The organism is Acinetobacter sp. AC1-2 (assembly GCF_016124155.1).
GTDB lineage: Bacteria > Pseudomonadota > Gammaproteobacteria > Pseudomonadales > Moraxellaceae > Acinetobacter > Acinetobacter calcoaceticus.
Genome location: NZ_JABFFO010000002.1, coordinates 331,468 through 353,402 on the forward strand (window position 1 = coordinate 331,468; position 21,935 = coordinate 353,402).

Genomic DNA, 21,935 nt, shown 5'->3' on the forward strand with positions numbered 1-21,935 from the left:
CTGTAGAGGATATCATCATGATTAGTCTAAGTGACTTAAGAAAATTTAAAACCGAAGGACGCAAGTTCTCTTGCCTGACTTGTTACGATGCAAGCATGGCAAAAGCAATGGAACTTGCTGAAGTTGATACAATCTTAATTGGTGATTCTCTTGGAATGGCAATTCAAGGGCGAGATTCAACTTTGCCAGTCACCGTTGAAGATATGGCTTATCATACGGCAGCGGTTCGTCGTGGTAATCAGCATGCATTGATTATGACCGACTTACCATTCATGAGTTATGCAACCTTAAATGATGCTTTGCAGAACTCAAGAACAGTCATGCAGGCTGGCGCTCAAATGGTGAAAATCGAAGGCGGTGCATGGTTAAGTGAAATCGTGCAGGTTTTAACCCGTAATGGCGTGCCTGTTTGTGTTCATTTAGGCTTAACACCTCAATCTGTACATGTATTTGGTGGTTATAAATTACAAGCGAGAACACGTGAAGCGGCAGATCAACTCATTGCTGATTGTACAGCAGTAGTTGAGGCGGGTGCATCGGTGTTATTACTTGAATGTGTACCTGCTCAGTTGGGACAAGAAATTGCTGAATTATTCCCAAATACACCTGTAATTGGTATTGGTGCAGGTAATGCAACCGATGGCCAAGTATTGGTTGTACAAGATATGTTAGGTTTAACTTTTGGTCGAGTTGCGCGTTTTGTACGTAACTTTATGAAAGAACAATCAGGTGAAACTGCTATTTTAGATGCGTTTAAAGCTTATCATGCTGCGGTACTTGATCAGTCATTCCCTGCTAAAGAACATACTTTTCACGTTGAGCTGTAATTCATGAAAACAGAAACCACCATACAAGGTCTTGCAGCTTCTTTAAATCCTGCTAGAGCTGCACGTAAAATTATTGGTTTTGTCCCAACAATGGGAAATCTACATGAAGGACATCTCACACTTGTTCGTGAAGCGAAAAAGTTATGTGATGTTGTGGTTGTGAGCATTTTCGTAAATCCGACTCAATTTGGACCGGGTGAAGATTTTGATAACTATCCTCGTACTTTAGAACAAGATAGTCGCCTGCTTGCTGATGTGGGCTGTGATATTATTTTTGCGCCATCAGTTGAGCAAATGTACGGTACACAACCGCGTTTAACGAACATCAGTGTAAACCAGATTACAGATGCCTTATGTGGTAGTTCACGTCCGGGACACTTTGATGGTGTAGCTTTGGTTGTAACTAAGCTCTTTAATATTGTGCAACCTAACTACGCTTTCTTTGGACAAAAAGATTACCAGCAGTTAGCCGTTATTCGTCAGTTTGTACAAGATTTAAATATTCCTTTAGAAGTGATTGGTGTGCCAATTGTTCGTGCAGCAGATGGCTTGGCTCTTAGCTCAAGAAATGGTTATTTAAGCGATGAACACCGTCAGGTGGCTCCGATTATTTATCAAAGTTTGAAGCAGGCTGAGCAACAGTTACATCAAGGCAAAGATTTGCAACAAGTTGTAGAAGATATCAAAACTCAGTTGACAGATAATGGTTTTGTTGTTGATTATGTCGAAGCTCGTCAGACAAATCTGTTACCTGCTACTCAATTTGATCGTGATATTGTGTTATTTGTCGCGGCAAAACTGGGTGCAACCCGTTTGATTGACAATTTAGAAGTTGCCTTTACACCCCAATAAATAGATCAAAGGACAGCCATGCCATGAAGCGTATACTTATCGTGACAGGACAGTCTGGTTCAGGAAAATCTTCAGCCCTTCAAGTATTAGAAGATTTGGGCTATTACTGTATTGATAATTTGCCTTTGGCATTGCTGCCTGAAATTGTGGCAAAGCTAGATCATGAAAATAACTTAGAGCAATTGGCTTTAGGTGTGGATGTAAGAAGTACTCGGGCAGATATGCAAGAGTTCGATCATGTTTTTGAGCAATTACAAAGACATGGCACGGTTGATGTTATTTATCTTACTACGCAAGATCAGGATCTGATTGCGCGTTTTAGTGCATCGCGTCGTCCACATCCATTAGCCAATCGTTTTAAAAGTCTGTTGCAATGTATTCATGAAGAAAAGCAGTTGCTACTTCCAATTCAGTTTCGCGCGACGGTTCATATTGATACAACGGATAAAAGCGTTCATGATTTAAAGCATATTTTACTGTCTAAATTGGGGCAGTCGGATAAGCTTATTGTCATATTGCAGTCCTTTGGATATAAACACGGCATTCCTTTAGATGCCGATTATGTTTTTGATGTACGGCATTTACCAAATCCGCATTGGGATTTAGAATTAAGACGTTTTTCTGGTTTGGATGAGCCAGTAAGACAATTTTTAGAAGCAAGTCCACAAGCAAACGAAATGTTTGATGATATTCTTCACTTCTTAAAAAAATGGCTTCCAGCATTTGCTGAAGGACATCGTCACTATATGACGATTTCTATTGGTTGCACTGGAGGTCAACATCGTTCGGTTTATATCGTAGATAGACTAAAACAAGCACTTGAGGCAGAATGGTCTGTTCAGGTCTTACACAGAGAAATGAAGCACTGGTCATGATAGACACAACTGTTGATGTAATTAATAAACTCGGTTTACATGCTCGTGCATCAGGAAAACTGATCGAGGTCACTACAAAGTTTCGTTCGTCGATCCAGATTGGGAAAGGCGACCATTTGGTAGATGCAAAAAATATTATGTCTTTGCTGATGTTAGGTGCAGGTAAAGGGACCACTTTGCGATTGGTCATTGATGGTACCGACGAAGAACAGGCATTAAATGAAGTACTGGCGTTATTCGCAGCAAAATTTTATGAGGCAGATTAATCGTGGCACGTGGTTCCCAACGTTATACTGAAGAAGATTTCGGTTCTTTAGAAGGACGTGCAAGCAAAACCGAACAGAAAAAAGCAGTGCAACGCATGGCTGCTTTAGGTGAGCAACTCGCACAACTTTCTATTAAACAAATTCAGAAACTTCCAGTTGATGAGCGTTTAATTGATGCTTTAATGGAAGTGCAGAACATTAGTTCTTTTGAAGCACGTCGTCGCCAATTTCAACGTATTGGTAAGTTATTGCGCAATGAAGATGAGACCGTCATTTTGTCTTATCTAACCCCGCAGCAAGGCGCAAAAAGACAGGCTCAATTAATGCGTTGGGTTGACCGCATGATTGAACAGGGTGATCCTGCAATTACTGAATTTAGTAAAATTTATAATGCATCGGAACGTCACACCTTGCGTCAGCATGTGTTGAGAATCAACCGTGATAAAACTCAACAGGCGAGTGAAGCAGATATTGAGGCATCAAAAGTTAAATTTGTTAACTATGTGCAGCAAATTGCATTATTGTCCGATCAAGGCTAAAAGCGCTTAAATAAAAAAGCGACGCTCAAGGCGTCGCTTTTTTTATTTATATATTTTCAGCACGTTCTTTTGCCCATTCACGCAAAATGAATTTCTGTAATTTACCTGTCGATGTTTTTGGAATTTCAGTAATAATCACATCTTTAGGAACTTTAAAGCGTGCTAACTCTTTTTGGCAATGTGCAATAATTTCTTCAGGCGTTGCGGTAGCACCCATTTTTAATTCAATAAATGCGCAGGGTACTTCTTGCCAACGGGCATCGGGTTTAGCAACGACCGCAGCAGTTAAAACAGCTGGATGTCTGTACAACACATCCTCTATTTCTAGAGAGGAAATATTTTCTCCACCTGAGATAATAATGTCTTTCGAGCGATCAGTAATTTTTGCATAACCATCGGGATGGCAAACGGCTAAGTCCCCTGTATGGAACCATCCACCAGCAAAGGCTTCTTGAGTTGCTTTAGGGTTCTTTAAATAGCCTTTCATGACAATATTGCCACGGAACATGATTTCTCCCATGGTTTGACCATCATTCGGTACAGGTTGCATAGTTTCTGGGTCTAATACACGCATACTGTCTTGTAACGGATAGGGTACGCCTTGACGGGAATGAAGTTGGGCTTGTTCGGCAATTGATAGCTCATTCCATCCTGATTGCGAAGCGCACAAGGCAGAAGGCCCGTAAGTTTCAGTTAAACCATAAACATGGTTTACATTAATTCCCATATTGCGCATACCTTCAATAATAGCAACTGGAGGAGCGGCTCCGGCAACCATTACTTCAACATGGTGATCAAAGTTAGTTTGTTTTTCTTTAGGTAAGTTAATAATCATTGAAAGAACAATAGGGGCACCACAGAAATAATCAACTTTATGTTCTGCAATGAGTTGCATGACTAATTCTGGGTCGACCTTGCGCAAACAAATATTGGTTCCACCGCTGGCTGCAATACTCCATGCAAAACACCAACCGTTACAATGGAAAAGCGGTAATGTCCACAAATACACAGCGCGAGGTTTCATTCCGCAGGCCAATATATTACTTGCAGCATTTAAATAAGCGCCCCGATGATGATAAACAACGCCTTTAGGATTACCTGTTGTGCCTGAAGTGTAGCTTAAGCTAATTGCATCCCACTCATCTTCTGGTAAATGCCATACAAAATTAATGTCGCCTTGAGCTATCCATTCTTCATATTCAAAAGAGCCAATAAACTGATTCTCTCCCTCATATTCATCATCAGCTACATCAATCACAATAATGTGTTGGTCAGGAATAAGAGAGAGGGCTTCTCTTGCCAGATTAACAAATTCAGGGTCAACCAAAAGCACTTTGGTTTCAGCATGTTCTAACATGAAAGCTATTGTTTTTGCATCTAAGCGTGTATTGAGCGTATTGAGCACAGCTCCGGCCATTGGAACTGCGAAATGTGCTTCGATCATCGCTGGCACATTAGGCAATAAAACTGATACCGTATCATTTTTTTCAATTCCCAGTTGTTTGAGCTGAGAAGCAAACTGGCAACAACGTTGGTAGGTTTCTTTCCATGAAATTTGGCGTTTACCATGAATAATCGAGGCTTGATTTGGATAAATATAAGCTGCACGCTCTAGGTAGCGTAGAGGCGATAACGCAACAAAGTTTGCGGGTGTGCGTGGCAATTCATCATAAGCACTAACCATGTGAAACAACTCCGTGTTCTATTTTTAATTCATTCTTTGAAAATATGACTTAATACTCAGCAAAGCATCTATGCTTTAGTCTTAAAGGGAAATACCCTCCAGTCAGAAAATGAGTAGAAATGCTATTTTCTTCATCTTAAACCACTTGTGTTGAACATGTTTAAAAAATCATCTCAATATGTTTTTTAAGTCATTTAATGCTGTTTACCTGATAAGCAAAATGTATTTATGATTTTATGGGCTCAAAGGTTTTCACTTTGCTTGAACAAGTGTAAAATCTTTCAGGTTTTTAAACTTTGATTTACACCGTTTTTATATTTTGAGGTTCGCCTCGATCATAATCTCGCGGTGAAATGCTCCTTCGTATAGGGCATCACTCCTTAAGGATTTTTTTATGCCAATTATCACATTGCCAAATGGCGATCAAAAGAATTTTGATCACGCTGTATCTGTTATGGAAGTTGCCCAAAGTATCGGGCCTGGTCTAGCAAAAAATACTGTTGCTGGACGTGTGAATGATCGCTTAGTTGATGCATGTGACTTAATTACCGAAGATTCGACCTTACAAATTATCACTCCAAAAGATGAAGAAGGTCTTGAAATCATTCGCCATTCTTGTGCGCATCTTGTAGGACACGCTGTTAAACAGCTTTTCCCTGAAGCCAAGATGGTGATTGGTCCAGTCATTGAAGAAGGTTTTTACTACGACATCTGGATGCCACGTCCTTTTACATTAGACGATATGGCAGCTGTCGAAGAGCGCATGAAAAAGCTCATCGATCAAGATTACGATGTTGTTAAAAAAATGACACCACGTGATGAAGTCATTGCTGAATTTACTGCACGTGGTGAAGAATACAAATTACGCTTGATTGCAGACATGCCTGAAGAAACACAAATGGGCTTGTACTACCATCAAGATTATTTAGATATGTGTCGTGGTCCACACGTACCGAACACTAAATTTTTAAAATCGTTTAAGCTGACAAAAATCTCTGGCGCTTACTGGCGTGGTGATGCGAAGAACGAACAGCTTCAACGTATTTATGGTACTGCATGGGCTGATAAGAAACAGCTTGCTGCATACATCAAACGTATTGAAGAAGCTGAAAAGCGCGACCACCGTAAAATTGGTAAAGCTCTAGACTTGTTCCATATGCAAGAAGAAGCACCAGGTATGGTGTTCTGGCATCCAAACGGTTGGACGATTTACCAAGTTCTTGAACAATACATGCGTAAAGTTCAGCAAGACAATGGTTACCTTGAGATTAAAACACCACAAATCGTAGACTTTACGCTTTGGGAAAAATCAGGCCATGCAGCGAACTATGCAGACAACATGTTTACGACTCATTCAGAAAGTCGTAACTATGCGGTTAAACCAATGAACTGCCCATGTCACGTGCAAGTTTTCAACCAAGGTTTGAAGTCTTACCGTGATTTGCCAATTCGTTTAGCAGAGTTCGGTTCTTGTCATCGTAATGAACCATCTGGTTCTTTACACGGCATTATGCGTGTACGTGGCTTTACACAAGATGACGCACATATCTTCTGTACTAAAGAACAAATCGGTCAAGAAGTTGCAGATTTTATTAAACTGACGCTTGATGTTTATAAAGATTTTGGCTTTGAAGAAGTGCAAATGAAACTTTCTACACGTCCAGAAAAACGTGTGGGTGATGATGCACTTTGGGATATGGCTGAGAAATCTTTAGCAGATGCTTTAGATGCAGCGGGTCTTGAGTGGGAATTACAACCTGGTGAAGGTGCGTTCTACGGTCCGAAAATTGAATTCTCATTGAAAGACTGTCTCGGACGTGTATGGCAATGTGGTACTATTCAGTGTGACTTCAACTTACCAGAACGTTTAGATGCGTCTTATGTGACTGAAGACAATGATCGTGATCAGCCTGTTATGTTGCATCGTGCAATTCTTGGCAGTTTTGAGCGTTTTATTGGTATACTAATTGAACACTACGCTGGTTTCATGCCACCTTGGTTGTCACCGTTACAAGCATGTGTCATGAATATCACGGACTCTCAAGCTGAAGCTTGTGAGAAAGTCGTAGCAAAACTCAAAGAAAATGGTCTTCGTGCCATTTCCGACTTGAGAAATGAAAAAATCGGATTTAAGATTCGTGAGCGTACTCTAGAGCGTATTCCTTACTTGTTAGTTCTTGGTGATCGAGAAGTTGAAGAAGGTACAGTGAATGTACGTACCCGCTCAGGAAAAAATTTAGGTACTATGTCAGTAGATGCATTCATTGACTTAGTGAAGTCTGCCGTCGCCGAACGTGGCCGGTATATTGTGGAGTAAGAAAGATTAAACAGCCTGACCGTAACCAACAACAAGGTGCAAAAAGCAACCGTCCAGCAATTAATGATGAGATCCGTGCAAAAGAAGTACGCCTCGTCGGTGCTGAAGGTGAGCAAAAAGGAATTGTTTCATTAAGTGAAGCACTGCGTGCTGCTGAAGAGGTTGAACTTGATCTTGTTGAGATCGTTGCAAACGCCGAGCCGCCTGTTTGTAAAATTATGGATTACAACAAGCACTTGTTTGACCTGAAGCAGAAGCAAAAAGATGCGAAGAAAAAACAGCATCAAGTGCAAGTGAAGGAAATCAAACTGCGCCCTGCAACTGATGTTGGTGATTATCAAGTTAAGCTTCGTGCTATTTTGAAATTCCTTGAAGAAGGAAACAAAGTAAAGATTACTTTACGTTTCCGTGGTCGTGAAATGGCTCACCAACAGCTTGGCTTAGCTCAATTGCAAAAAATTGAAGTAGATGTAGCTGAGTTTGGGGTTGTGGAACAAGCACCAAAAATGGAAGGCCGTCAAATGGGTATGTTACTTGGACCGAAAAAGAAAAAGTAATACTCAAAAAAAGCACTGCAAAAGCAGTGCTTTTTTATAACTAAATACAAATAAAAAAGATGATTTAATTTTTCTCTATTCAGTTTCATTTAAGACAATCAATATATTTTTCTATGAAATTCAATTCTCGAATTTTATGTGTTTTTTGGTGTTGGAAATCTCATAGTCTTTCTTAAAACATGATATAAACCAAGACGCAGTCATGATAATGATGAATAGGAAAATAGAATGATTGATCTATATTATTGGGGAACTCCCAATGGACATAAAATCACAATTGCCTTAGAAGAAATGGGATTGGATTACACTCTTTACCCAATCAATATTTTAGAAAATGATCAATTTCAACCAGACTTCTTGAGAATTTCTCCGAATAATAAAATTCCTGCGATTGTTGATCAAGATGGACCCCGTGGTGAGCCAATTTCTATATTTGAGTCAGGCGCTATCTTGCAATATTTAGGTAGAAAAACTGGATTGTTTTACCCAACAGATGAGCAAGAGCGAGTTGAGGTTGAGCAATGGCTCATGTGGCAAATGGGTGGTTTAGGGCCTATGCTTGGGCAAAATCATCATTTCAATCGTTTTGCCCCAGAAAAAATCCCCTATGCGATAGACCGCTATGTGAATGAGACTAAACGCTTATATAGTGTACTTAACAAACAACTCATTGGTCAGAAGTTTGTCGCTGGTGAATACTCTATTGCGGACATGGCAATTTTACCTTGGATTTTACGTTATGAATGGCAAGGTATTCAGATTGAAGACTATCCATACGTACAAGAATATATTGTACGTTTAACAGCACGCCCCGCAGTTCAGAAAGCACTATCAATTAAAGTGGCCTAATTTCTTGCTTGGATTTAGTGAATACTTAAAGCAAAAAGTCGTTTGGTGTGATTGATTATGCTGAGTTACTTTTTGCTTTTTATTAGTGCTTTTGGCGCTGCGACATTACTACCTCTACAGTCTGAAGCGGTATTGGTAACCTTATTATTAAAGGGGCAATATTCAGCTTTGCTTTTAATTAGCATAGCTACTTTGGGTAATGTATTGGGTTCTTGCGTTAATTGGTGGCTAGGCCTAAAGATAGAACAATTTAAACATCGTAAGTGGTTTCCAGTTTCTGAAAAGCGTTTACAACAAGCGCAGAGCTTTTACCATAAATATGGATTTTACTCCTTACTTTTGAGTTGGACGCCTATTATTGGCGATCCCATTACTTTGGTTGCTGGACTCTTCAAAGAAAATTTTTGGCGCTTCCTTTGTATAGTCATTATTGCTAAAGCAGGGCGTTATTTGTTTATTTACTGGGTGGTAATGGGTTTTATTTAAAATAAAAAAGCATCCGAAGATGCTTGAATTATAAATATGTATTTAGTCTTCTGAGCTTTTGGTAATGTCTACTTTAAATAGATCATTCGTTTTGAGCCAACAGAAAGTCACAACAACTAGAGTCATACAGCCTCCAAAAATTGTAGCGGTAATTGTGCCTAAATATTTAGCCGCTAAACCAGATTCAAAGGCACCGAGTTCATTACTCGAAGACACAAACATGCCATTTACAGCGGCTACGCGTCCCCGCATATTTTCTGGTGGGAAAATTTGCAAAATAGTTTGCCTTACAACAACAGAAATACTGTCACATGCGCCTGTCATAGCAAGCGCAAAGAGAGATAACCACATATTGTTCGAGAAGGCGAATAGAATAGTAAATATTCCAAAACCTGCTACAGCAAGTAACATGTTACGCCATGCATGTTGAGTTGGCGGAAAGCGAGTCAAAGCAATCATGGTGATAAGTGCGCCAATAGATGGAGCCGCACGTAAATATCCAAGCCCTTCAGGACCAACTTTTAATATATCTTCTGCAAAAATGGGTAATAACGCGATGACACCCCCAAATAAAACAGAAGCTAGATCAAGAGAAATGGCCCAAAGAACAATTTTGGTTTTCCAGATAAAACGGAAACCGTCTCCTAGACTTTCTAAAATATTGTCAGTTTCAATTTTAGGGAAACTACGTTTATGCAGTAAGTTAATTAAAATAAAGCAAATAGCGAGTAAAGCAGCGACACTAAATAGGCTAGTTTCCCGTCCTAAATAAGCAAGCATAAAACCACCAAGCATTGGGCCGATAATTACACCACTTTGCCAGCCTATCGTTGTCCATGTCGCACCATTTGCATAGAGTTCACGTGGAATTAAAAATGGTTTTAATGATGTTGCAGACGGATTGTAGAAACCGCGGATTGTTCCTAAGCCAAAAATGACTGTATAAATGCCCCAAGAAAGGAAGTTAACACTGATATGCCCTAAACCATGTAAGTGGAAAAGTAACCATAAAACCAAGGGAAGAGGAACCGAGAAAAATAAACAGATTTTCATAATGAGCTGTTTATTAAACCTATCTGCGAAATAACCTCCCCAAAGAGAAAGGGCAATAAATGGAATTGCTTCTGCGAGTCCGATTAAACCTAAGGTCAGTGGATCTTTGGTGATTTGATATAATGAGTAGGCAACAATAATTTCTTGAATCAAAATTGCGAGCGTTAAGCAAAATTGATTGATCGTAACGATAGAGAAATCCCGATACCGTAATGCAGCGAAAGCATCATTTTGTATATTCATATTCTTTTGAATTTAAGCGATTGTACTTATTATAGGGGATGATTTTATGGATTTTCTCGTAATTTGATAATTGATTATAGAAAATAACGTTTATATAAAATAGACAATTTACTATCAAAAAATGAGCATTTTACTTTTGTTTTAAGTTGGGATGCTTTAGAATATCGGCTCCCTTACCTGCAGGTCGTTTTTGCAATGGTGCAAACGTTCCGAACAGGTGTTCAAAAGAGGTTGTTATGCCTAAGATGAAAACTCGCCGCGGTGCTGCTAAACGCTTCAAGGCGACTGCACACGGTTTTAAGCGCAAACAAGCATTTAAGCGCCACATTTTGACCAAAAAATCTGCTAAACGTATCCGTCAATTACGCGGCTGTGTAATGGTTCATGTTTCTGACGTGAACTCAGTTCGTCGTATGTGCCCATACATCTAAGGAGATTATAAATGGCTCGTGTAAAACGTGGTGTAGTGGCTCATCGTCGTCACAAAAAAATTCTTGCTCGCGCTAAAGGTTACTATGGTGCTCGTTCACGCGTTTACCGCGTAGCGTTCCAAGCGGTAATCAAAGCTGGTCAATACGCTTATCGTGACCGCCGTCAAAAGAAACGTCAATTCCGTGCTCTATGGATTGCGCGTATCAATGCTGGTGCTCGTCAAAACGGTTTGTCTTACAGCCGTATGATCGATGGCTTGAAAAAAGCTCAAGTGATCATCGACCGTCGCGTATTAGCTGACATCGCTATGCATGATGCAGTAGCATTTGCTGCTTTAGCTGAAAAAGCTAAAGGCGCATTAGCTGCATAAGCTTAGAGATTCAAAAAAAGGCCGCTTTTTAGCGGTCTTTTTTATTTTTAGTGGTTCTGTTTTAAAAAAGATAATAACCAGAGATAAATTATGAAAGATGAAAAGTTTTTAGATGACTTAATTCAAAAAGTGCAAAAAGGTGATCAGTTTAAATATTTATATTTTTGGGGGCATACTCCTAAACAAGTTGATCTTATTGATAAGAGTTGTTTTAGTCAGTGGTATCCAGCGCAATTTAAAGATGAGGGTGTTGAATACTTTACTGCTGAGCACTATATGATGGCGCAAAAAGCAAAATTATTTAATGATGAAGAAATCTTTGCACAGATTTTGCAAGTTAAACATCCGAATGAAGCAAAACAACTAGGTCGTAAAGTGCGCAATTATGATGAAAAGATATGGCAAGAAAAACGTTTTGATATCGTGGTACAGGCGAACTTTGCTAAATTCTCTCAGCATCCTGAATTGAAAAATTTCTTATTAGCAACGAAAGACCATATTTTAGTTGAAGCATCTCCGGTAGATAAAATTTGGGGGATTGGTATGGCGCAAGATCATTTACATATTCAAGACCCATCTCAATGGCAAGGTTTAAATTTATTGGGCTTTGCTTTAATGCATGTTCGGGAGCAGCTTTTAGCTCAATAAATTTGTATTAAAAAATGATACTTAACTTTAAGAAGTAATGATGTGCGGGGAACGAATTGAAATCATTAAATGAAAGAGAAATTCGTATAGCCACCTTTAAGGATGCATTATCTATTGCAGAAGTACATGTACAGTGTTGGAAAGAAACTTATACAGGTATGCTTAAGCAAGAAATATTGGATGAGCTTAAAGTACTAGATAAGGAGCTACTATGGAAAGAAATAGCCAAAAGCCCTGATCATAAGTTATTTATCTATACTGAAAATAGAATGGTAAAAGGCTTTCTCGATGGTTATCTGAGCCCTGAGAATAATACTGCTGAAATTCTTGCCTTTTATCTTTTGGAAGAAATTCAAAGGCAAGGTATAGGCCGTGAGTTATTTCAAAAGTTCTATCAATGTGCATTAAATCAAGGTTACGCTTTTATTCGTTTAGAAGTTTTTAATAAAAATCCAAGCCGTTTCTTCTATGAAAAAATGGGAGCCAAAATAATTGGCGAATCCGAACTACCTGAGTTCGGCTTCGAAATAACAGAATTATTTTATCAATGGGAACTGTAATCTTGATTAAAGACCAAAATAATAAGCCAAAGCACAAATAATAATAGTTAAAACAATGAGCTTAATCACGCCTGAACCATTGCCTTTATGGTGCTGAGGCTTTGAATGCTGTGGATTTTCATTTGATTGCTCGAATGGAGAAGCCTTAACGACTGGAATTATTTGAGCTGTTTGGTAGTGATTAGCAGTCTTAACAATAAGCTTGGCAAACAAATCATCAGTTTTTTGCGTGAAATTTCTTAAATTAATGAGTTGTTCTTGGTCTAGCTCTTCTCCTAAAGGATCATTTGCAAGTCGCTTCTTTTGTTCTAAATAGTTGGTTAATGCTTGAGTACGAGATAAAAGCTGGTGAGCATAATCTGCAGGATAATTCTCTGGAATTAAAGCAAGTTTTGGTTCTTGGCTCGTAATGTTTGTACCATCAAAATAAGCTTTTTGAAACTCTGGTTCTTCAAAACCTGCTGCATATTTACTACGAAATAATTCACTATCCATAAAGTCCGCTATTTCTTGCCATGGCGGATTTTTTAAATCTGCTTCAATTTTTTTTGATAATTTTTCAGTTAGTTCAAAACGCCAGAAAGTTTCTAAACGAAGTTCGCAGGTTTGTGAAGGAGGGGCTTCAAACTCATTGTCATTGTTATACCATTCAGCAAGTTCATGGCCGAAAATCCAGGCAAATTTCTTATTATTTTCATGGGTCACAATAAAATGAGTATAAGGTAAAAGCTCAACATTGCTGTTTGGATTTTGCTCTTCATTTAAAAGGCTTGATAAATGTAAGCTAAGCTGAGTGGTGCCTTGTTTTTTTAAAGCTTCCAACCAAACTTGAAAGTGTTGGGCAAGCAAATGCTGAGAAGCTAAGTCACGAAACTGAAAACTATGGTGATCAAAAATATGATGTTGTCGCCATTGGTTAAAGCTTAAATTCTGGCGGAGGTATTCATTACCATACGTCACAAGCGTAAGTTGTTGTTTCCAAATTTGATTGAGCGCCATAATAGTTGATCTCATTGACGATGCTATTATCTTATACGTTTTATCTTTTTGTTGCCTAATACATTTTTCATGATGGATAAACTTCATCAATTCGATGAAAAACTGTTAGAATGCAGTGTTTTATTATATTTTTTTAATTTGTTGCTTTGAGAGTTAATATGTCACTGGAAGCCCTGACCACAGAAGCGCTTGCTGCCATTGCAGCAGCTCAAGACCTTGTTGCACTTGATCAGGTACGTGTGCAATTTACAGGGAAAAAAAGCCAGCTTGCAGAACAATCGAAAGCATTAGGGAAAATGGACCCTGAAGAACGCAAAGTACAAGGTGCTGCGATTCATGCTGTTCGAGAAACAATTAATACTGCTTTAACAGAACGTCAAGCAGCATTACAGCAGGCAGCACTTGAGCAAAAGCTAGCAAGTGAAACGATTGATATTACTTTGCCGGGCCGCGGTCAGCGTGTTGGTACAGTCCATCCTGTTACCCAAGTACAAGAAAGAATTTGTCAGTTCTTCACTAAAGCTGGTTTTACAGTCGCGACTGGTCCAGAAGTTGAAGATGACTATCACAATTTTGAAGCATTAAATATTCCTGGTCACCATCCAGCGCGTGCTATGCACGATACTTTCTATTTTGATGCCACTCATTTACTGCGTACGCATACGTCTGGTGTACAGATTCGTACAATGGAAACAAGTGAGCCACCAATTCGTATTGTATGTCCTGGGCGTGTTTATCGTTGTGACTCAGATCAAACGCATTCACCTATGTTCCATCAGATCGAAGGTCTATACGTTGCCGAGAACACCAGCTTTGCTGAGTTAAAAGGTTTATTGATTAATCTGCTTAATGAATTTTTTGAAAAAGATTTAAAGGTACGTTTCCGCCCATCATATTTCCCGTTTACTGAACCAAGTGCGGAAGTAGATATTATGGATGAACGTGGCCGTTGGTTAGAAGTTTTAGGCTGTGGCATGGTACATCCAAATGTATTACGTGCTGCTGGTATTGATCCTGATAAATACAAAGGCTTTGCTTTTGGTTTAGGGGTAGAGCGTTTTGCAATGTTGCGTTATGGCATTAATGACTTGCGTATGTTCTATCAAAATGATGTGCGTTTCTTACGCCAATTTGCCTAACAGTTTTTCAGGATTAAATAAGGTTTATAAAGATGAAGATTAGCGAAAATTGGCTACGCACATGGGTTAACCCAGCAATTGATAGTGATACATTGTCTGATCAGTTGACGATGCTTGGTCTTGAAGTTGATGAATTAGCACCTGTGGCTAAACCATTTACTGGTGTAGTAATCGGTGAAGTGTTAACTGTTGAGCAGCATCCCGATGCAGACCGTCTGCGTGTAACAACTATTAATATTGGTTCAGGTGAGCCTTTGCAAATTGTATGTGGCGCACCTAACGTTCGCGTTGGAATGAAAGCTCCAGTTGCAACCATTGGGGCTGTATTGCCTGGCGATTTTAAAATCAAAAAAGGTAAGCTTCGTGGAGTTGAGTCACAAGGGATGCTTTGTGGTGCTTCTGAGATTGATCTTGAAGATAAAATCGATGGTTTGCTCGAACTGCCAGCGGATGCTCCAGTAGGAGTAAATATCCGTGAATACCTCAAACTTGACGACAATGTCATTGATATCAGTATTACGCCAAACCGTGGTGACTGTTTTAGTATTCGTGGTATTGCCCGTGAAATTTCAGTTATTAATAAGCTAGAAATGATTGAGCCTGTAATTAATACGGTTGCTGCCACCATTGCTGATGAGAAAAAAGTAGTGATCAGTACTGAAGGCGCTCCGCGTTACTTAGGGCGTGTAGTTAAAAACGTTAATGTAAAAGCTGCTACTCCCGAATGGATGCAACAGGCGTTATCGCGTTCAGGAATTCGTACTCATAGTATTTTGGTTGATGTGACCAACTATGTCTTAATGGAATTGGGTCAACCAATGCATGCATTCGATTTTTCTAAAATCGAAGGGATTGTACACGTTCGTCAAGCAACACAAAAAGAAAAGTTACAACTTCTGAATGATCAAGAAGTTGAGTTGCAAGAAGATATTATGGTGATTGCTGATGACCAAAAAGCTTTAGCAATTGCTGGAATTATGGGCGGTTTAGCATCAAGTGTAACCGATGACACTACCGATATCTTCCTAGAAAGTGCGTTCTTCGCTCCACTCGCGATTGCTGGTCGTGCTCGTCGTTTTGGTTTGCATACAGACTCTTCGCAGCGTTATGAACGTGGTGTAGATTTTGAATTACCTTTAATTGCCATGAACCGTGCTTCGCAGCTTATTCAACAGTTAGCGGGTGGTGAATTTGGCCCAATTACTGTAGCTGAAAAAACTGACTTACTTCCAAAACGTGAAGCCATTGAACTGAAACAAGTTCAGGTAGACCAGTTGTTAGGATATCAAGTGGCGGGTGAGTTCATTGCAGATGCTTTAACCCGATTAGGGTGTGAGGTAACTGTTAAAGCTGAAGGCGAATGGAGTGTGGTTCCACCATCACATCGCTATGATATGGCAATTTATCAAGACTTAATTGAAGAAGTTGCGCGTATTGATGGCTATGACAATATCCAGATTAGCTTACCAAGCATGGATGTTAAATTTGCGAAATACCAAGATCGTTTTGAACTCGCTGAGCTGCGTCAAACGATCGTGACATTAGGTTATCAAGAAGCAATTAGCTTTAGCTTTGCAGATGCTAAACTTGAAAAGCAATTAAATCCAGAAGTTAAGCCACTGATGCTAGCAAATCCAATTTCAAGTGATTTGGCTGTAATGCGTAGTACTTTACTTTCTAGTTTAATTCCTTGCGTACAATATAATCTCAACCGTCAGCAAAGTCGTGTTCGTTTCTTTGAATTCGGACTGCGTTTTGATTATCAAAATGCTAAGAGTATTGAAGACTTGCAACAGACTCCTACCTTGGCTCTAGTGGCAGTAGGCTCGCAAGCACCAGAATCTTGGCATGCTAAGCCTCAACCAATGGATTTCTTTGATTTCAAAGGTGAAGTAGAAGAGATTTTGGCTGCTGGGCGTGTAAGTGTTGAATACGTTCGTTCAGAACGTGCGTGGTTGCACCCAGGGCAATCAGCTGACATTTTAGTAGATGGTAAGTCAATTGGTTATTTAGGCCGTTTGCATCCATCTCTAGAAAATGAGCTTGATTTAAGCACTACTTGGGTTGCTGAACTCGATCAAACAGCTGTTTTGCAATCTTATGTATCTAATTTTACAGAATTATCACGTTTTCCTTCGGTTAGACGTGATATTGCGCTTTTAATCTCTGATAATATAAATGTTAGAGATATTCAGCAGTTAATCGAACAAACTGGTGGAGAGCTTTTAGACTCTACATGGTTATTCGATGTGTATACGGGGCAGGGTGTCGAAGATGGTAAGCGCTCATTAGCGTTTGCACTATTGTGGCAACATCCTTCACGTACGCTTGAAGATGCTGAAATTAAATCTGGTATGGACAATATTATCCAAGTGTTAGAAAACACTTATCAAGCGACATTGAGGGCCTCATGACAGCATTAACTAAAGCAGACATGGCTGATCATTTAAGTGAGTTAACCAGCTTAAATCGCCGTGAAGCAAAACAAATGGTCGAGTTGTTCTTCGACGAAATTAGCCAAGCACTTATTGCAGGGGAGCAGGTTAAGCTCTCTGGTTTTGGTAATTTTGAATTAAGAGATAAACGCGAACGTCCAGGACGTAATCCGAAAACAGGCGAAGAAATTCCGATTTCTGCTCGCCGTGTAGTGACCTTCAGAGCGGGTCAAAAGTTTAGACAACGCGTTGGAAATGAGCAGATCGATTGATCTGCTTTTTTTATTTATATTTTAAATGGCTTTATATAATTTTATTTAACTTTAATGATGTTCTACTTTAGAGCGGTATTGTAAGTGAAGTAGTCGTAGGAGTTTAAAATTTTGGCGTAAAAAAAGAGGACAAAATGTCCTCTTTTTTATCTAATCTAGATTATAGATTAGTGTGCAGCAGAAGCAGCAGGAGCAGAAGCAGCAGGTGCAGAAGCAGCAGCAGCAGCATCAACAGCTGTAGAAGCAGCAGTAGCAGCTTCAGAAGCAGCAGTAGCAGCAGTAGAAGCAGCAGCTACAGCTTCAGAAGCAGCAGCAGCAGGAGCTTCTTCTTTCTTAGAACAACCAACGAAAGCTAAAGTAGCAGCTACAGCAGCAGCAACAGCAAATTTTTTGAATAACATGGCATCACTCTCACAAAAAAGATTTGAGATTAAAAAAACCTAAGTTGGACTGTTTTGCTTTTATTATTCCTAAAACGTAGCTAGGTAACAACGCATGGAGCAGTCTAACTGGTCTGCCGCTATGCTATCACTGCAAATGCTGAAATACTACTGCCGTCTGTCAAAAAAACGTATGAAAAAGAGAAAAACAGTCTATTTTTTAACAGAAAAAAACAATCAATCAGCCCTAGTACATTGGAAAAGGTATAGGTAAGCCACTAAAAAAACTTAATTTTTTTAATTCAAAAATATTTATTATCAAAATCTTATAAATAATTTTACATAAAAAACTGCAAAATGTATTTTTGTGTAAAGCTTGTCAACCAAATAAAAAGCCACTCAAAAGAGTGGCTTTTTATTGAAGATTAACCGATTAAGTTGAAGCTTTACGTTTCATTTGATCGAAGAAATCATCATTTGTTTTAGTTTCTTTCATACGATCAAGTAAGAATTCCATTGCCGCTAACTCATCCATAGGATGAAGAAGCTTGCGGAGGATCCATACTTTACGTAAGTTATCATCATCCATTAAACGCTCTTCACGACGGGTGCCAGATTTCTTAATATTCATAGCAGGGAAGACGCGTTTTTCAGCAATACGGCGATCAAGAGTAATCTCTTGGTTACCTGTACCTTTGAATTCTTCATAAATTACGTCATCCATTTTACTGCCTGTTTCAATCAAAGCAGTTGAGATGATCGTAAGAGATCCGCCTTCTTCAATATTACGTGCAGCACCGAAGAAGCGTTTAGGGCGCTCTAATGCGTGAGCATCTACACCACCAGTTAATACTTTACCTGATGAAGGAATGACAGTGTTATATGCACGCGCTAAACGGGTAATAGAGTCAAGCAAAATCACAACGTCTTTTTTATGTTCAACAAGACGTTTTGCTTTTTCAATCACCATTTCTGCAACTTGTACGTGGCGAGCAGGAGCTTCATCAAAAGTTGAAGCAATGACTTCACCGCGGACAGTACGTTCCATTTCGGTTACTTCTTCTGGACGCTCGTCAATTAATAGAACAATCAGGAATACTTCAGGATTGTTTCTAACAATAGATTGAGCAATATTTTGCAGTAACATTGTTTTACCCGCTTTTGGCGGTGCAACAATAATAGAACGTTGACCTTTACCAATTGGCGCAACTAAGTCAACCACACGAGAAGTTAAGTCTTCTGTCGTACCATTACCTAGTTCCATAACCAATTGTTCGGTTGGGAAAAGGGGGGTTAAGTTTTCAAATAGAATTTTATTTCGAGAATTTTCTGGCGTGTCATAGTTAATCTGGTTAACTTTGAGCAACGCAAAATAACGCTCACCTTCTTTTGGAGGGCGAATAGTACCTGTGATGGTATCGCCTGTACGCAAGTTAAAGCGTCGGATTTGTGAGGGACTCACATAAATATCATCCGGACCTGCTAAATACGAACCTGCGGCAGAGCGCAAAAAACCAAAACCATCAGAGAGAATTTCAAGAACGCCATCACCAAAAATTTCTTCGCCATTCATTGCATGGCGTTTCAAAATGGCAAAGATAATATCTTGCTTTCGGTTACGAGCCATACCTTCCAGGCCCATAAATTCAGCAATTTTAATTAATTCACCAATTGGTTTTTTCTTGAGTTCAGTTAAATTCATAAGGGTCAGAATTAGGAAAGAGTAGAGTGTGGTTTAAAAGAAGAAAAATCGCTCGCATACAAAAAAGATTATCGCAATTGTATTTACACAATAACAATTCAGAAGTCTGATTGATTGTTTCGAAGAAAAATGTGAAAAAACAATTTCTGTTGCCGAGTGGCGATCTTTATGTTTGTGTCTTGTAAGAAGCCGGACGAAGATGATTCCCTTCAGTGCCTCTTGAGCATGTAATATAAGCCAGCCTAGTTAATTTGTCAATTTATAGCCGAAAAAAATACGCTATAAAAAAGTATAGCGTATTTTCATTCTTAGCATTTTGACTTAAACATTTTCATCAATAAAGCTAACAAGTTTAGAGCGAGGTACAGCGCCAATTTGTTGAGCTACGACTTCACCATTTTTGAAAAGTAATAAAGCAGGAATATTACGGATATTGTATTTCACCGCAATATCTTCGCAAGAAGTTACATCAACTTTAACAATTTTTACTTTACCAGCATATTCACTTGATAAGTCTTCAAGAACAGGTGCAATTGCTTTACAAGGTGCACACCAACCTGCCCAGAAGTCAACAAGTACAGGTGTTTCAGCGTCTAGAACATCTGCTTGGAAGTTATCATCAGTTGTATTTACAATAGTCGCAGACATGGTACGGCTCCAATTTTTAGAAAAAAGTGCTATTACTACAGGAGAAAATTATCTCTATCAGTATTACATAGCTACTTAGTTCAATGTAAGGGTTTGATGCTATTATTCAAGGCTTAACTAAATTTGTCTAATGGATGCTCACGATATTCATCATCGACTTGTACAATCAACTCTTAAATAGAAAAATATAAATGACAGTTAATTGTTGATGAAAATGGCTTTTCAATTGCATTCTTGTGAATTACTCTAGGCGTGAATTGTTATGGGTTTAGTTCAATAATGTCTGACTTTCTGATTGATGAAGAATTACTTGCCGCCATAGATATGGGGTCGAACAGCTTTCACCTAGCAATTGCACGGGTAGATCACGGTGAAGTTAAAAAAGTTGCTTCGATGTCAGAAAAAGTACAGCTTGCAGCTGGTTTAGATGAGAATAAAAATTTAACAGAAGCAGCTCAGCAACGTGGTTTGGCATGTCTAGCGCGTTTTGTTGGAAGATTGAGTTCTGTTCAACCTAATCGTTTACGAATTGTGGCTACTAATGCCTTGCGTCAGGCAAAAAATGGTCATGAATTTATCCAAAAAGCTGCAGAAATTTTACCTAAACCTATTGAAATTATTGCAGGGCGAGAAGAAGCTCGTCTGATCTATTTGGGCGTATCGCATACCATGGCTAATGGTGGACGTCGCTTAGTTGTTGATATTGGTGGGGGTTCTACTGAATTCATTATCGGTGAAGAGTTTGAACCAATTTACACTGAATCATTACAAATGGGTTGTGTGGCCTATACAACAGCTTATTTTGCTGATGGGGAAATTACTCAGAAATCATTTGATAAGGCCGTAGTTGCTGCCCGTAAAGAGCTTTCTGCTATTGCAACGACTTATAAAATGGAAGGGTGGGATACTGTCGTTGGTTCGAGTGGAACGATTAAAGCCTGTCGCCAAATTATGGTTAATATGGGCTTAAGTGATGAACAAGAAAATGTCACTCGAGAAGGGTTATACAAACTCAAAGATAAATTACTTAAGTTTAAAAATGTTTCTGAAATTGATTTTGAAGGATTAAGAGAAGATCGACGAGCAGTTTTGCCAGCCGGATTGGCAATTTTGTACGCAGTTTTTGAAGTTCTAGAAATTGATCGTTTGGCATATTCTGATGGTGCATTACGCGAAGGTGTTATGTATGACCTATTAGGTCGATTTAAACATGAAGATATCCGCGACCGCAGTGTACAAGCTCTAATGGGCCGTTATAATGCCGATCCTAAACAAGCAGAACGTGTTGTCAAGACAGCACAACAATTATTTGATGGTGTTGCTAAATCTCTTAATTTAACGAGTGAAGACAGTGACTTACTGCGTCGGTCAGCTTATTTACATGAAATTGGTTTAGCAATTAGTCATGGTGGTTATCATCGCCATGGTGCTTATTTATTACAGCATTCTGATATTCCGGGTTTCTCGCAAATTGATCAAAATCATCTTTCACATTTAGTTGCTCATCATCGTCGTAAATTACGAAATGATGTAAAAAACGAAATTTTGAAGGCTGGTGGTCATAAATTACTTTACTTAAGTTTATTGCTTCGCCTAGCAGTTTTACTCAACCATAGTCGAAGTGATCAGATGCTTCCTGCCATTGAACTGACCATCATAAATGATCAACAATGGCAGCTTAGTGTTTCTGGTGATGCCAAACAATGGCCATTGTTAGTTGCCGACTTGCATGATGAGCAAGAGCAGTTTAAGCATTGGGACATTGAATTGAATATTCAGTCGGAAAAATTTATCGATTAAAG

24 protein-coding genes are annotated in these 21,935 nt (G+C 39.1%); 18 read left to right on the forward strand and 6 right to left on the reverse strand.

All coding sequences use genetic code 11. From position 1 onward, the window contains the following. The first annotated feature begins 17 nt into the window (after window positions 1–17). From panB to yjgA, 5 genes are read left to right on the forward strand one after another with little or no spacing between them, the layout of a single operon-like run. A complete protein-coding gene (gene panB / locus HL290_RS11745; RefSeq protein ID WP_003655024.1) occupies window positions 18–827 on the forward strand; it encodes a 3-methyl-2-oxobutanoate hydroxymethyltransferase in 810 nt (269 codons plus the stop codon). 3 nt (window positions 828–830) lie between these two features. Continuing rightward, entirely contained in the window at window positions 831–1,679 is an 849-nt protein-coding gene (panC, locus tag HL290_RS11750; RefSeq protein ID WP_198496546.1) for a pantoate--beta-alanine ligase, read from the forward strand. Window positions 1,680–1,702: 23 nt separating this feature from the next. Continuing rightward, window positions 1,703–2,554 (forward strand): RNase adapter RapZ, encoded by an 852-nt coding sequence (gene rapZ / locus HL290_RS11755; protein ID WP_003655028.1) that lies wholly within the window; start codon window positions 1,703–1,705, stop codon window positions 2,552–2,554. After that, window positions 2,551–2,820 (forward strand): HPr family phosphocarrier protein, encoded by a 270-nt coding sequence (locus HL290_RS11760; RefSeq protein WP_013198928.1) that lies wholly within the window; start codon window positions 2,551–2,553, stop codon window positions 2,818–2,820. The genes rapZ and HL290_RS11760 overlap by 4 nt, the downstream gene beginning before the upstream one ends. Window positions 2,821–2,822: 2 nt before the next feature. Beyond that, window positions 2,823–3,359, forward strand: coding sequence for a ribosome biogenesis factor YjgA (gene yjgA, locus HL290_RS11765; protein WP_005036793.1), 537 nt, complete (start codon window positions 2,823–2,825; stop codon window positions 3,357–3,359). Window positions 3,360–3,405: 46 nt separating this feature from the next. Here yjgA and HL290_RS11770 read toward each other — a convergent pair whose 3' ends face one another. Continuing rightward, on the reverse strand, window positions 3,406–5,043 hold the full coding sequence (locus tag HL290_RS11770; protein WP_198496547.1) for an acyl-CoA synthetase: 1,638 nt from the start codon (window positions 5,041–5,043) through the stop codon (window positions 3,406–3,408). A 394-nt stretch (window positions 5,044–5,437) separates the two neighbouring features. Here HL290_RS11770 and thrS point away from each other — a divergent pair, with 394 nt between their 5' ends. From thrS to HL290_RS11790, 4 genes are all read left to right on the forward strand, one after another. Beyond that, window positions 5,438–7,360, forward strand: coding sequence for a threonine--tRNA ligase (thrS, locus tag HL290_RS11775; RefSeq protein ID WP_003655037.1), 1,923 nt, complete (start codon window positions 5,438–5,440; stop codon window positions 7,358–7,360). A gap of 5 nt (window positions 7,361–7,365) precedes the next feature. Further along, complete coding sequence (gene infC / locus HL290_RS11780; RefSeq protein ID WP_080026316.1) at window positions 7,366–7,917, forward strand: translation initiation factor IF-3; 552 nt, start codon at window positions 7,366–7,368, stop codon at window positions 7,915–7,917. 228 nt (window positions 7,918–8,145) lie between these two features. Beyond that, window positions 8,146–8,766 carry a glutathione S-transferase N-terminal domain-containing protein gene (locus HL290_RS11785; protein WP_198496548.1) on the forward strand — a complete coding sequence of 207 codons (621 nt, stop codon included), beginning with the start codon at window positions 8,146–8,148 and terminating at the stop codon, window positions 8,764–8,766. 57 nt (window positions 8,767–8,823) lie between these two features. Then, window positions 8,824–9,252, forward strand: a complete 429-nt coding sequence (locus HL290_RS11790; protein ID WP_198496549.1) for a YqaA family protein — start codon at window positions 8,824–8,826, stop codon at window positions 9,250–9,252. A 42-nt stretch (window positions 9,253–9,294) separates the two neighbouring features. On the opposite strand, the gene nreB is transcribed toward HL290_RS11790, so the two are convergent. Further along, on the reverse strand, window positions 9,295–10,548 hold the full coding sequence (gene nreB, locus HL290_RS11795; protein ID WP_005036786.1) for a nickel resistance MFS transporter NreB: 1,254 nt from the start codon (window positions 10,546–10,548) through the stop codon (window positions 9,295–9,297). A 236-nt stretch (window positions 10,549–10,784) separates the two neighbouring features. Here nreB and rpmI point away from each other — a divergent pair, with 236 nt between their 5' ends. The 4 genes from rpmI (at window position 10,785) to HL290_RS11815 (ending at window position 12,558) form a co-directional block, all read left to right on the forward strand. Further along, window positions 10,785–10,979 (forward strand): 50S ribosomal protein L35, encoded by a 195-nt coding sequence (rpmI, locus tag HL290_RS11800; RefSeq protein ID WP_003655048.1) that lies wholly within the window; start codon window positions 10,785–10,787, stop codon window positions 10,977–10,979. A gap of 11 nt (window positions 10,980–10,990) precedes the next feature. Beyond that, window positions 10,991–11,350: a 50S ribosomal protein L20 gene (rplT, locus tag HL290_RS11805; protein WP_000124858.1), complete on the forward strand. Its 360-nt coding sequence runs from the start codon at window positions 10,991–10,993 to the stop codon at window positions 11,348–11,350. A gap of 90 nt (window positions 11,351–11,440) precedes the next feature. Continuing rightward, a complete protein-coding gene (locus tag HL290_RS11810) occupies window positions 11,441–11,998 on the forward strand; it encodes an NADAR family protein (RefSeq protein WP_198496550.1) in 558 nt (185 codons plus the stop codon). Window positions 11,999–12,054: 56 nt separating this feature from the next. Further along, the gene (locus HL290_RS11815) at window positions 12,055–12,558 is read left to right on the forward strand and encodes a GNAT family N-acetyltransferase (RefSeq protein ID WP_198496551.1); all 504 of its coding nucleotides are present in this window, start codon (window positions 12,055–12,057) and stop codon (window positions 12,556–12,558) included. Window positions 12,559–12,564: 6 nt separating this feature from the next. Here HL290_RS11815 and HL290_RS11820 read toward each other — a convergent pair whose 3' ends face one another. Further along, window positions 12,565–13,557: a hypothetical protein gene (locus HL290_RS11820; protein WP_198496570.1), complete on the reverse strand. Its 993-nt coding sequence runs from the start codon at window positions 13,555–13,557 to the stop codon at window positions 12,565–12,567. Window positions 13,558–13,715: 158 nt separating this feature from the next. Between HL290_RS11820 and pheS the strand changes: the two genes are divergently transcribed. Genes pheS through HL290_RS11835 form a run of 3 tightly spaced genes read left to right on the forward strand, consistent with a single transcriptional unit; the run spans window position 13,716 to window position 17,403 of the window. Further along, window positions 13,716–14,696 carry a phenylalanine--tRNA ligase subunit alpha gene (gene pheS / locus HL290_RS11825; RefSeq protein WP_003655056.1) on the forward strand — a complete coding sequence of 327 codons (981 nt, stop codon included), beginning with the start codon at window positions 13,716–13,718 and terminating at the stop codon, window positions 14,694–14,696. A 32-nt stretch (window positions 14,697–14,728) separates the two neighbouring features. Then, window positions 14,729–17,110: a phenylalanine--tRNA ligase subunit beta gene (gene pheT / locus HL290_RS11830; protein WP_198496552.1), complete on the forward strand. Its 2,382-nt coding sequence runs from the start codon at window positions 14,729–14,731 to the stop codon at window positions 17,108–17,110. Continuing rightward, complete coding sequence (locus tag HL290_RS11835) at window positions 17,107–17,403, forward strand: integration host factor subunit alpha (RefSeq protein ID WP_000126166.1); 297 nt, start codon at window positions 17,107–17,109, stop codon at window positions 17,401–17,403. Before pheT ends, HL290_RS11835 begins: the two co-directional genes overlap by 4 nt. A gap of 167 nt (window positions 17,404–17,570) precedes the next feature. On the opposite strand, the gene HL290_RS11840 is transcribed toward HL290_RS11835, so the two are convergent. Then, window positions 17,571–17,804 carry a hypothetical protein gene (locus tag HL290_RS11840; RefSeq protein ID WP_198496553.1) on the reverse strand — a complete coding sequence of 78 codons (234 nt, stop codon included), beginning with the start codon at window positions 17,802–17,804 and terminating at the stop codon, window positions 17,571–17,573. Window positions 17,805–17,898: 94 nt separating this feature from the next. Here HL290_RS11840 and HL290_RS11845 point away from each other — a divergent pair, with 94 nt between their 5' ends. Beyond that, window positions 17,899–18,057 carry a hypothetical protein gene (locus tag HL290_RS11845; protein ID WP_198496554.1) on the forward strand — a complete coding sequence of 53 codons (159 nt, stop codon included), beginning with the start codon at window positions 17,899–17,901 and terminating at the stop codon, window positions 18,055–18,057. 159 nt (window positions 18,058–18,216) lie between these two features. Here the strand turns inward: HL290_RS11845 and rho are convergent, their stop codons facing one another. Then, window positions 18,217–19,485, reverse strand: a complete 1,269-nt coding sequence (gene rho, locus HL290_RS11850; RefSeq protein WP_003655059.1) for a transcription termination factor Rho — start codon at window positions 19,483–19,485, stop codon at window positions 18,217–18,219. A gap of 321 nt (window positions 19,486–19,806) precedes the next feature. Next, entirely contained in the window at window positions 19,807–20,133 is a 327-nt protein-coding gene (trxA, locus tag HL290_RS11855) for a thioredoxin (protein ID WP_003655060.1), read from the reverse strand. Window positions 20,134–20,412: 279 nt separating this feature from the next. On the opposite strand from trxA, the gene ppx reads away from it, so the two are divergent. Then, window positions 20,413–21,933 carry an exopolyphosphatase gene (ppx, locus tag HL290_RS11860; RefSeq protein ID WP_017388337.1) on the forward strand — a complete coding sequence of 507 codons (1,521 nt, stop codon included), beginning with the start codon at window positions 20,413–20,415 and terminating at the stop codon, window positions 21,931–21,933. Window positions 21,934–21,935: the final 2 nt, after the last annotated feature.

Bases quoted from the DNA above. Each gene is read 5' to 3' on its own strand.
- rho (WP_003655059.1), bottom strand. From the start codon at position 19,485: ATGAATTTAACTGAACTCAAGAAAAAACCAATTGGTGAATTAATTAAA.
- rplT (WP_000124858.1), top strand. From the start codon at position 10,991: ATGGCTCGTGTAAAACGTGGTGTAGTGGCTCATCGTCGTCACAAAAAA.
- HL290_RS11790 (WP_198496549.1), top strand. From the start codon at position 8,824: ATGCTGAGTTACTTTTTGCTTTTTATTAGTGCTTTTGGCGCTGCGACA.
- nreB (WP_005036786.1), bottom strand. From the start codon at position 10,548: ATGAATATACAAAATGATGCTTTCGCTGCATTACGGTATCGGGATTTC.
- HL290_RS11845 (WP_198496554.1), top strand. From the start codon at position 17,899: ATGGAGCAGTCTAACTGGTCTGCCGCTATGCTATCACTGCAAATGCTG.
- rpmI (WP_003655048.1), top strand. From the start codon at position 10,785: ATGCCTAAGATGAAAACTCGCCGCGGTGCTGCTAAACGCTTCAAGGCG.
- HL290_RS11760 (WP_013198928.1), top strand. From the start codon at position 2,551: ATGATAGACACAACTGTTGATGTAATTAATAAACTCGGTTTACATGCT.
- thrS (WP_003655037.1), top strand. From the start codon at position 5,438: ATGCCAATTATCACATTGCCAAATGGCGATCAAAAGAATTTTGATCAC.
- trxA (WP_003655060.1), bottom strand. From the start codon at position 20,133: ATGTCTGCGACTATTGTAAATACAACTGATGATAACTTCCAAGCAGAT.
- rapZ (WP_003655028.1), top strand. From the start codon at position 1,703: ATGAAGCGTATACTTATCGTGACAGGACAGTCTGGTTCAGGAAAATCT.
- HL290_RS11770 (WP_198496547.1), bottom strand. From the start codon at position 5,043: ATGGTTAGTGCTTATGATGAATTGCCACGCACACCCGCAAACTTTGTT.
- HL290_RS11840 (WP_198496553.1), bottom strand. From the start codon at position 17,804: ATGTTATTCAAAAAATTTGCTGTTGCTGCTGCTGTAGCTGCTACTTTA.
- HL290_RS11835 (WP_000126166.1), top strand. From the start codon at position 17,107: ATGACAGCATTAACTAAAGCAGACATGGCTGATCATTTAAGTGAGTTA.
- panC (WP_198496546.1), top strand. From the start codon at position 831: ATGAAAACAGAAACCACCATACAAGGTCTTGCAGCTTCTTTAAATCCT.
- HL290_RS11820 (WP_198496570.1), bottom strand. From the start codon at position 13,557: ATGGCGCTCAATCAAATTTGGAAACAACAACTTACGCTTGTGACGTAT.
- panB (WP_003655024.1), top strand. From the start codon at position 18: ATGATTAGTCTAAGTGACTTAAGAAAATTTAAAACCGAAGGACGCAAG.
- pheT (WP_198496552.1), top strand. From the start codon at position 14,729: ATGAAGATTAGCGAAAATTGGCTACGCACATGGGTTAACCCAGCAATT.
- HL290_RS11785 (WP_198496548.1), top strand. From the start codon at position 8,146: ATGATTGATCTATATTATTGGGGAACTCCCAATGGACATAAAATCACA.
- HL290_RS11810 (WP_198496550.1), top strand. From the start codon at position 11,441: ATGAAAGATGAAAAGTTTTTAGATGACTTAATTCAAAAAGTGCAAAAA.
- pheS (WP_003655056.1), top strand. From the start codon at position 13,716: ATGTCACTGGAAGCCCTGACCACAGAAGCGCTTGCTGCCATTGCAGCA.
- ppx (WP_017388337.1), top strand. From the start codon at position 20,413: ATGTCTGACTTTCTGATTGATGAAGAATTACTTGCCGCCATAGATATG.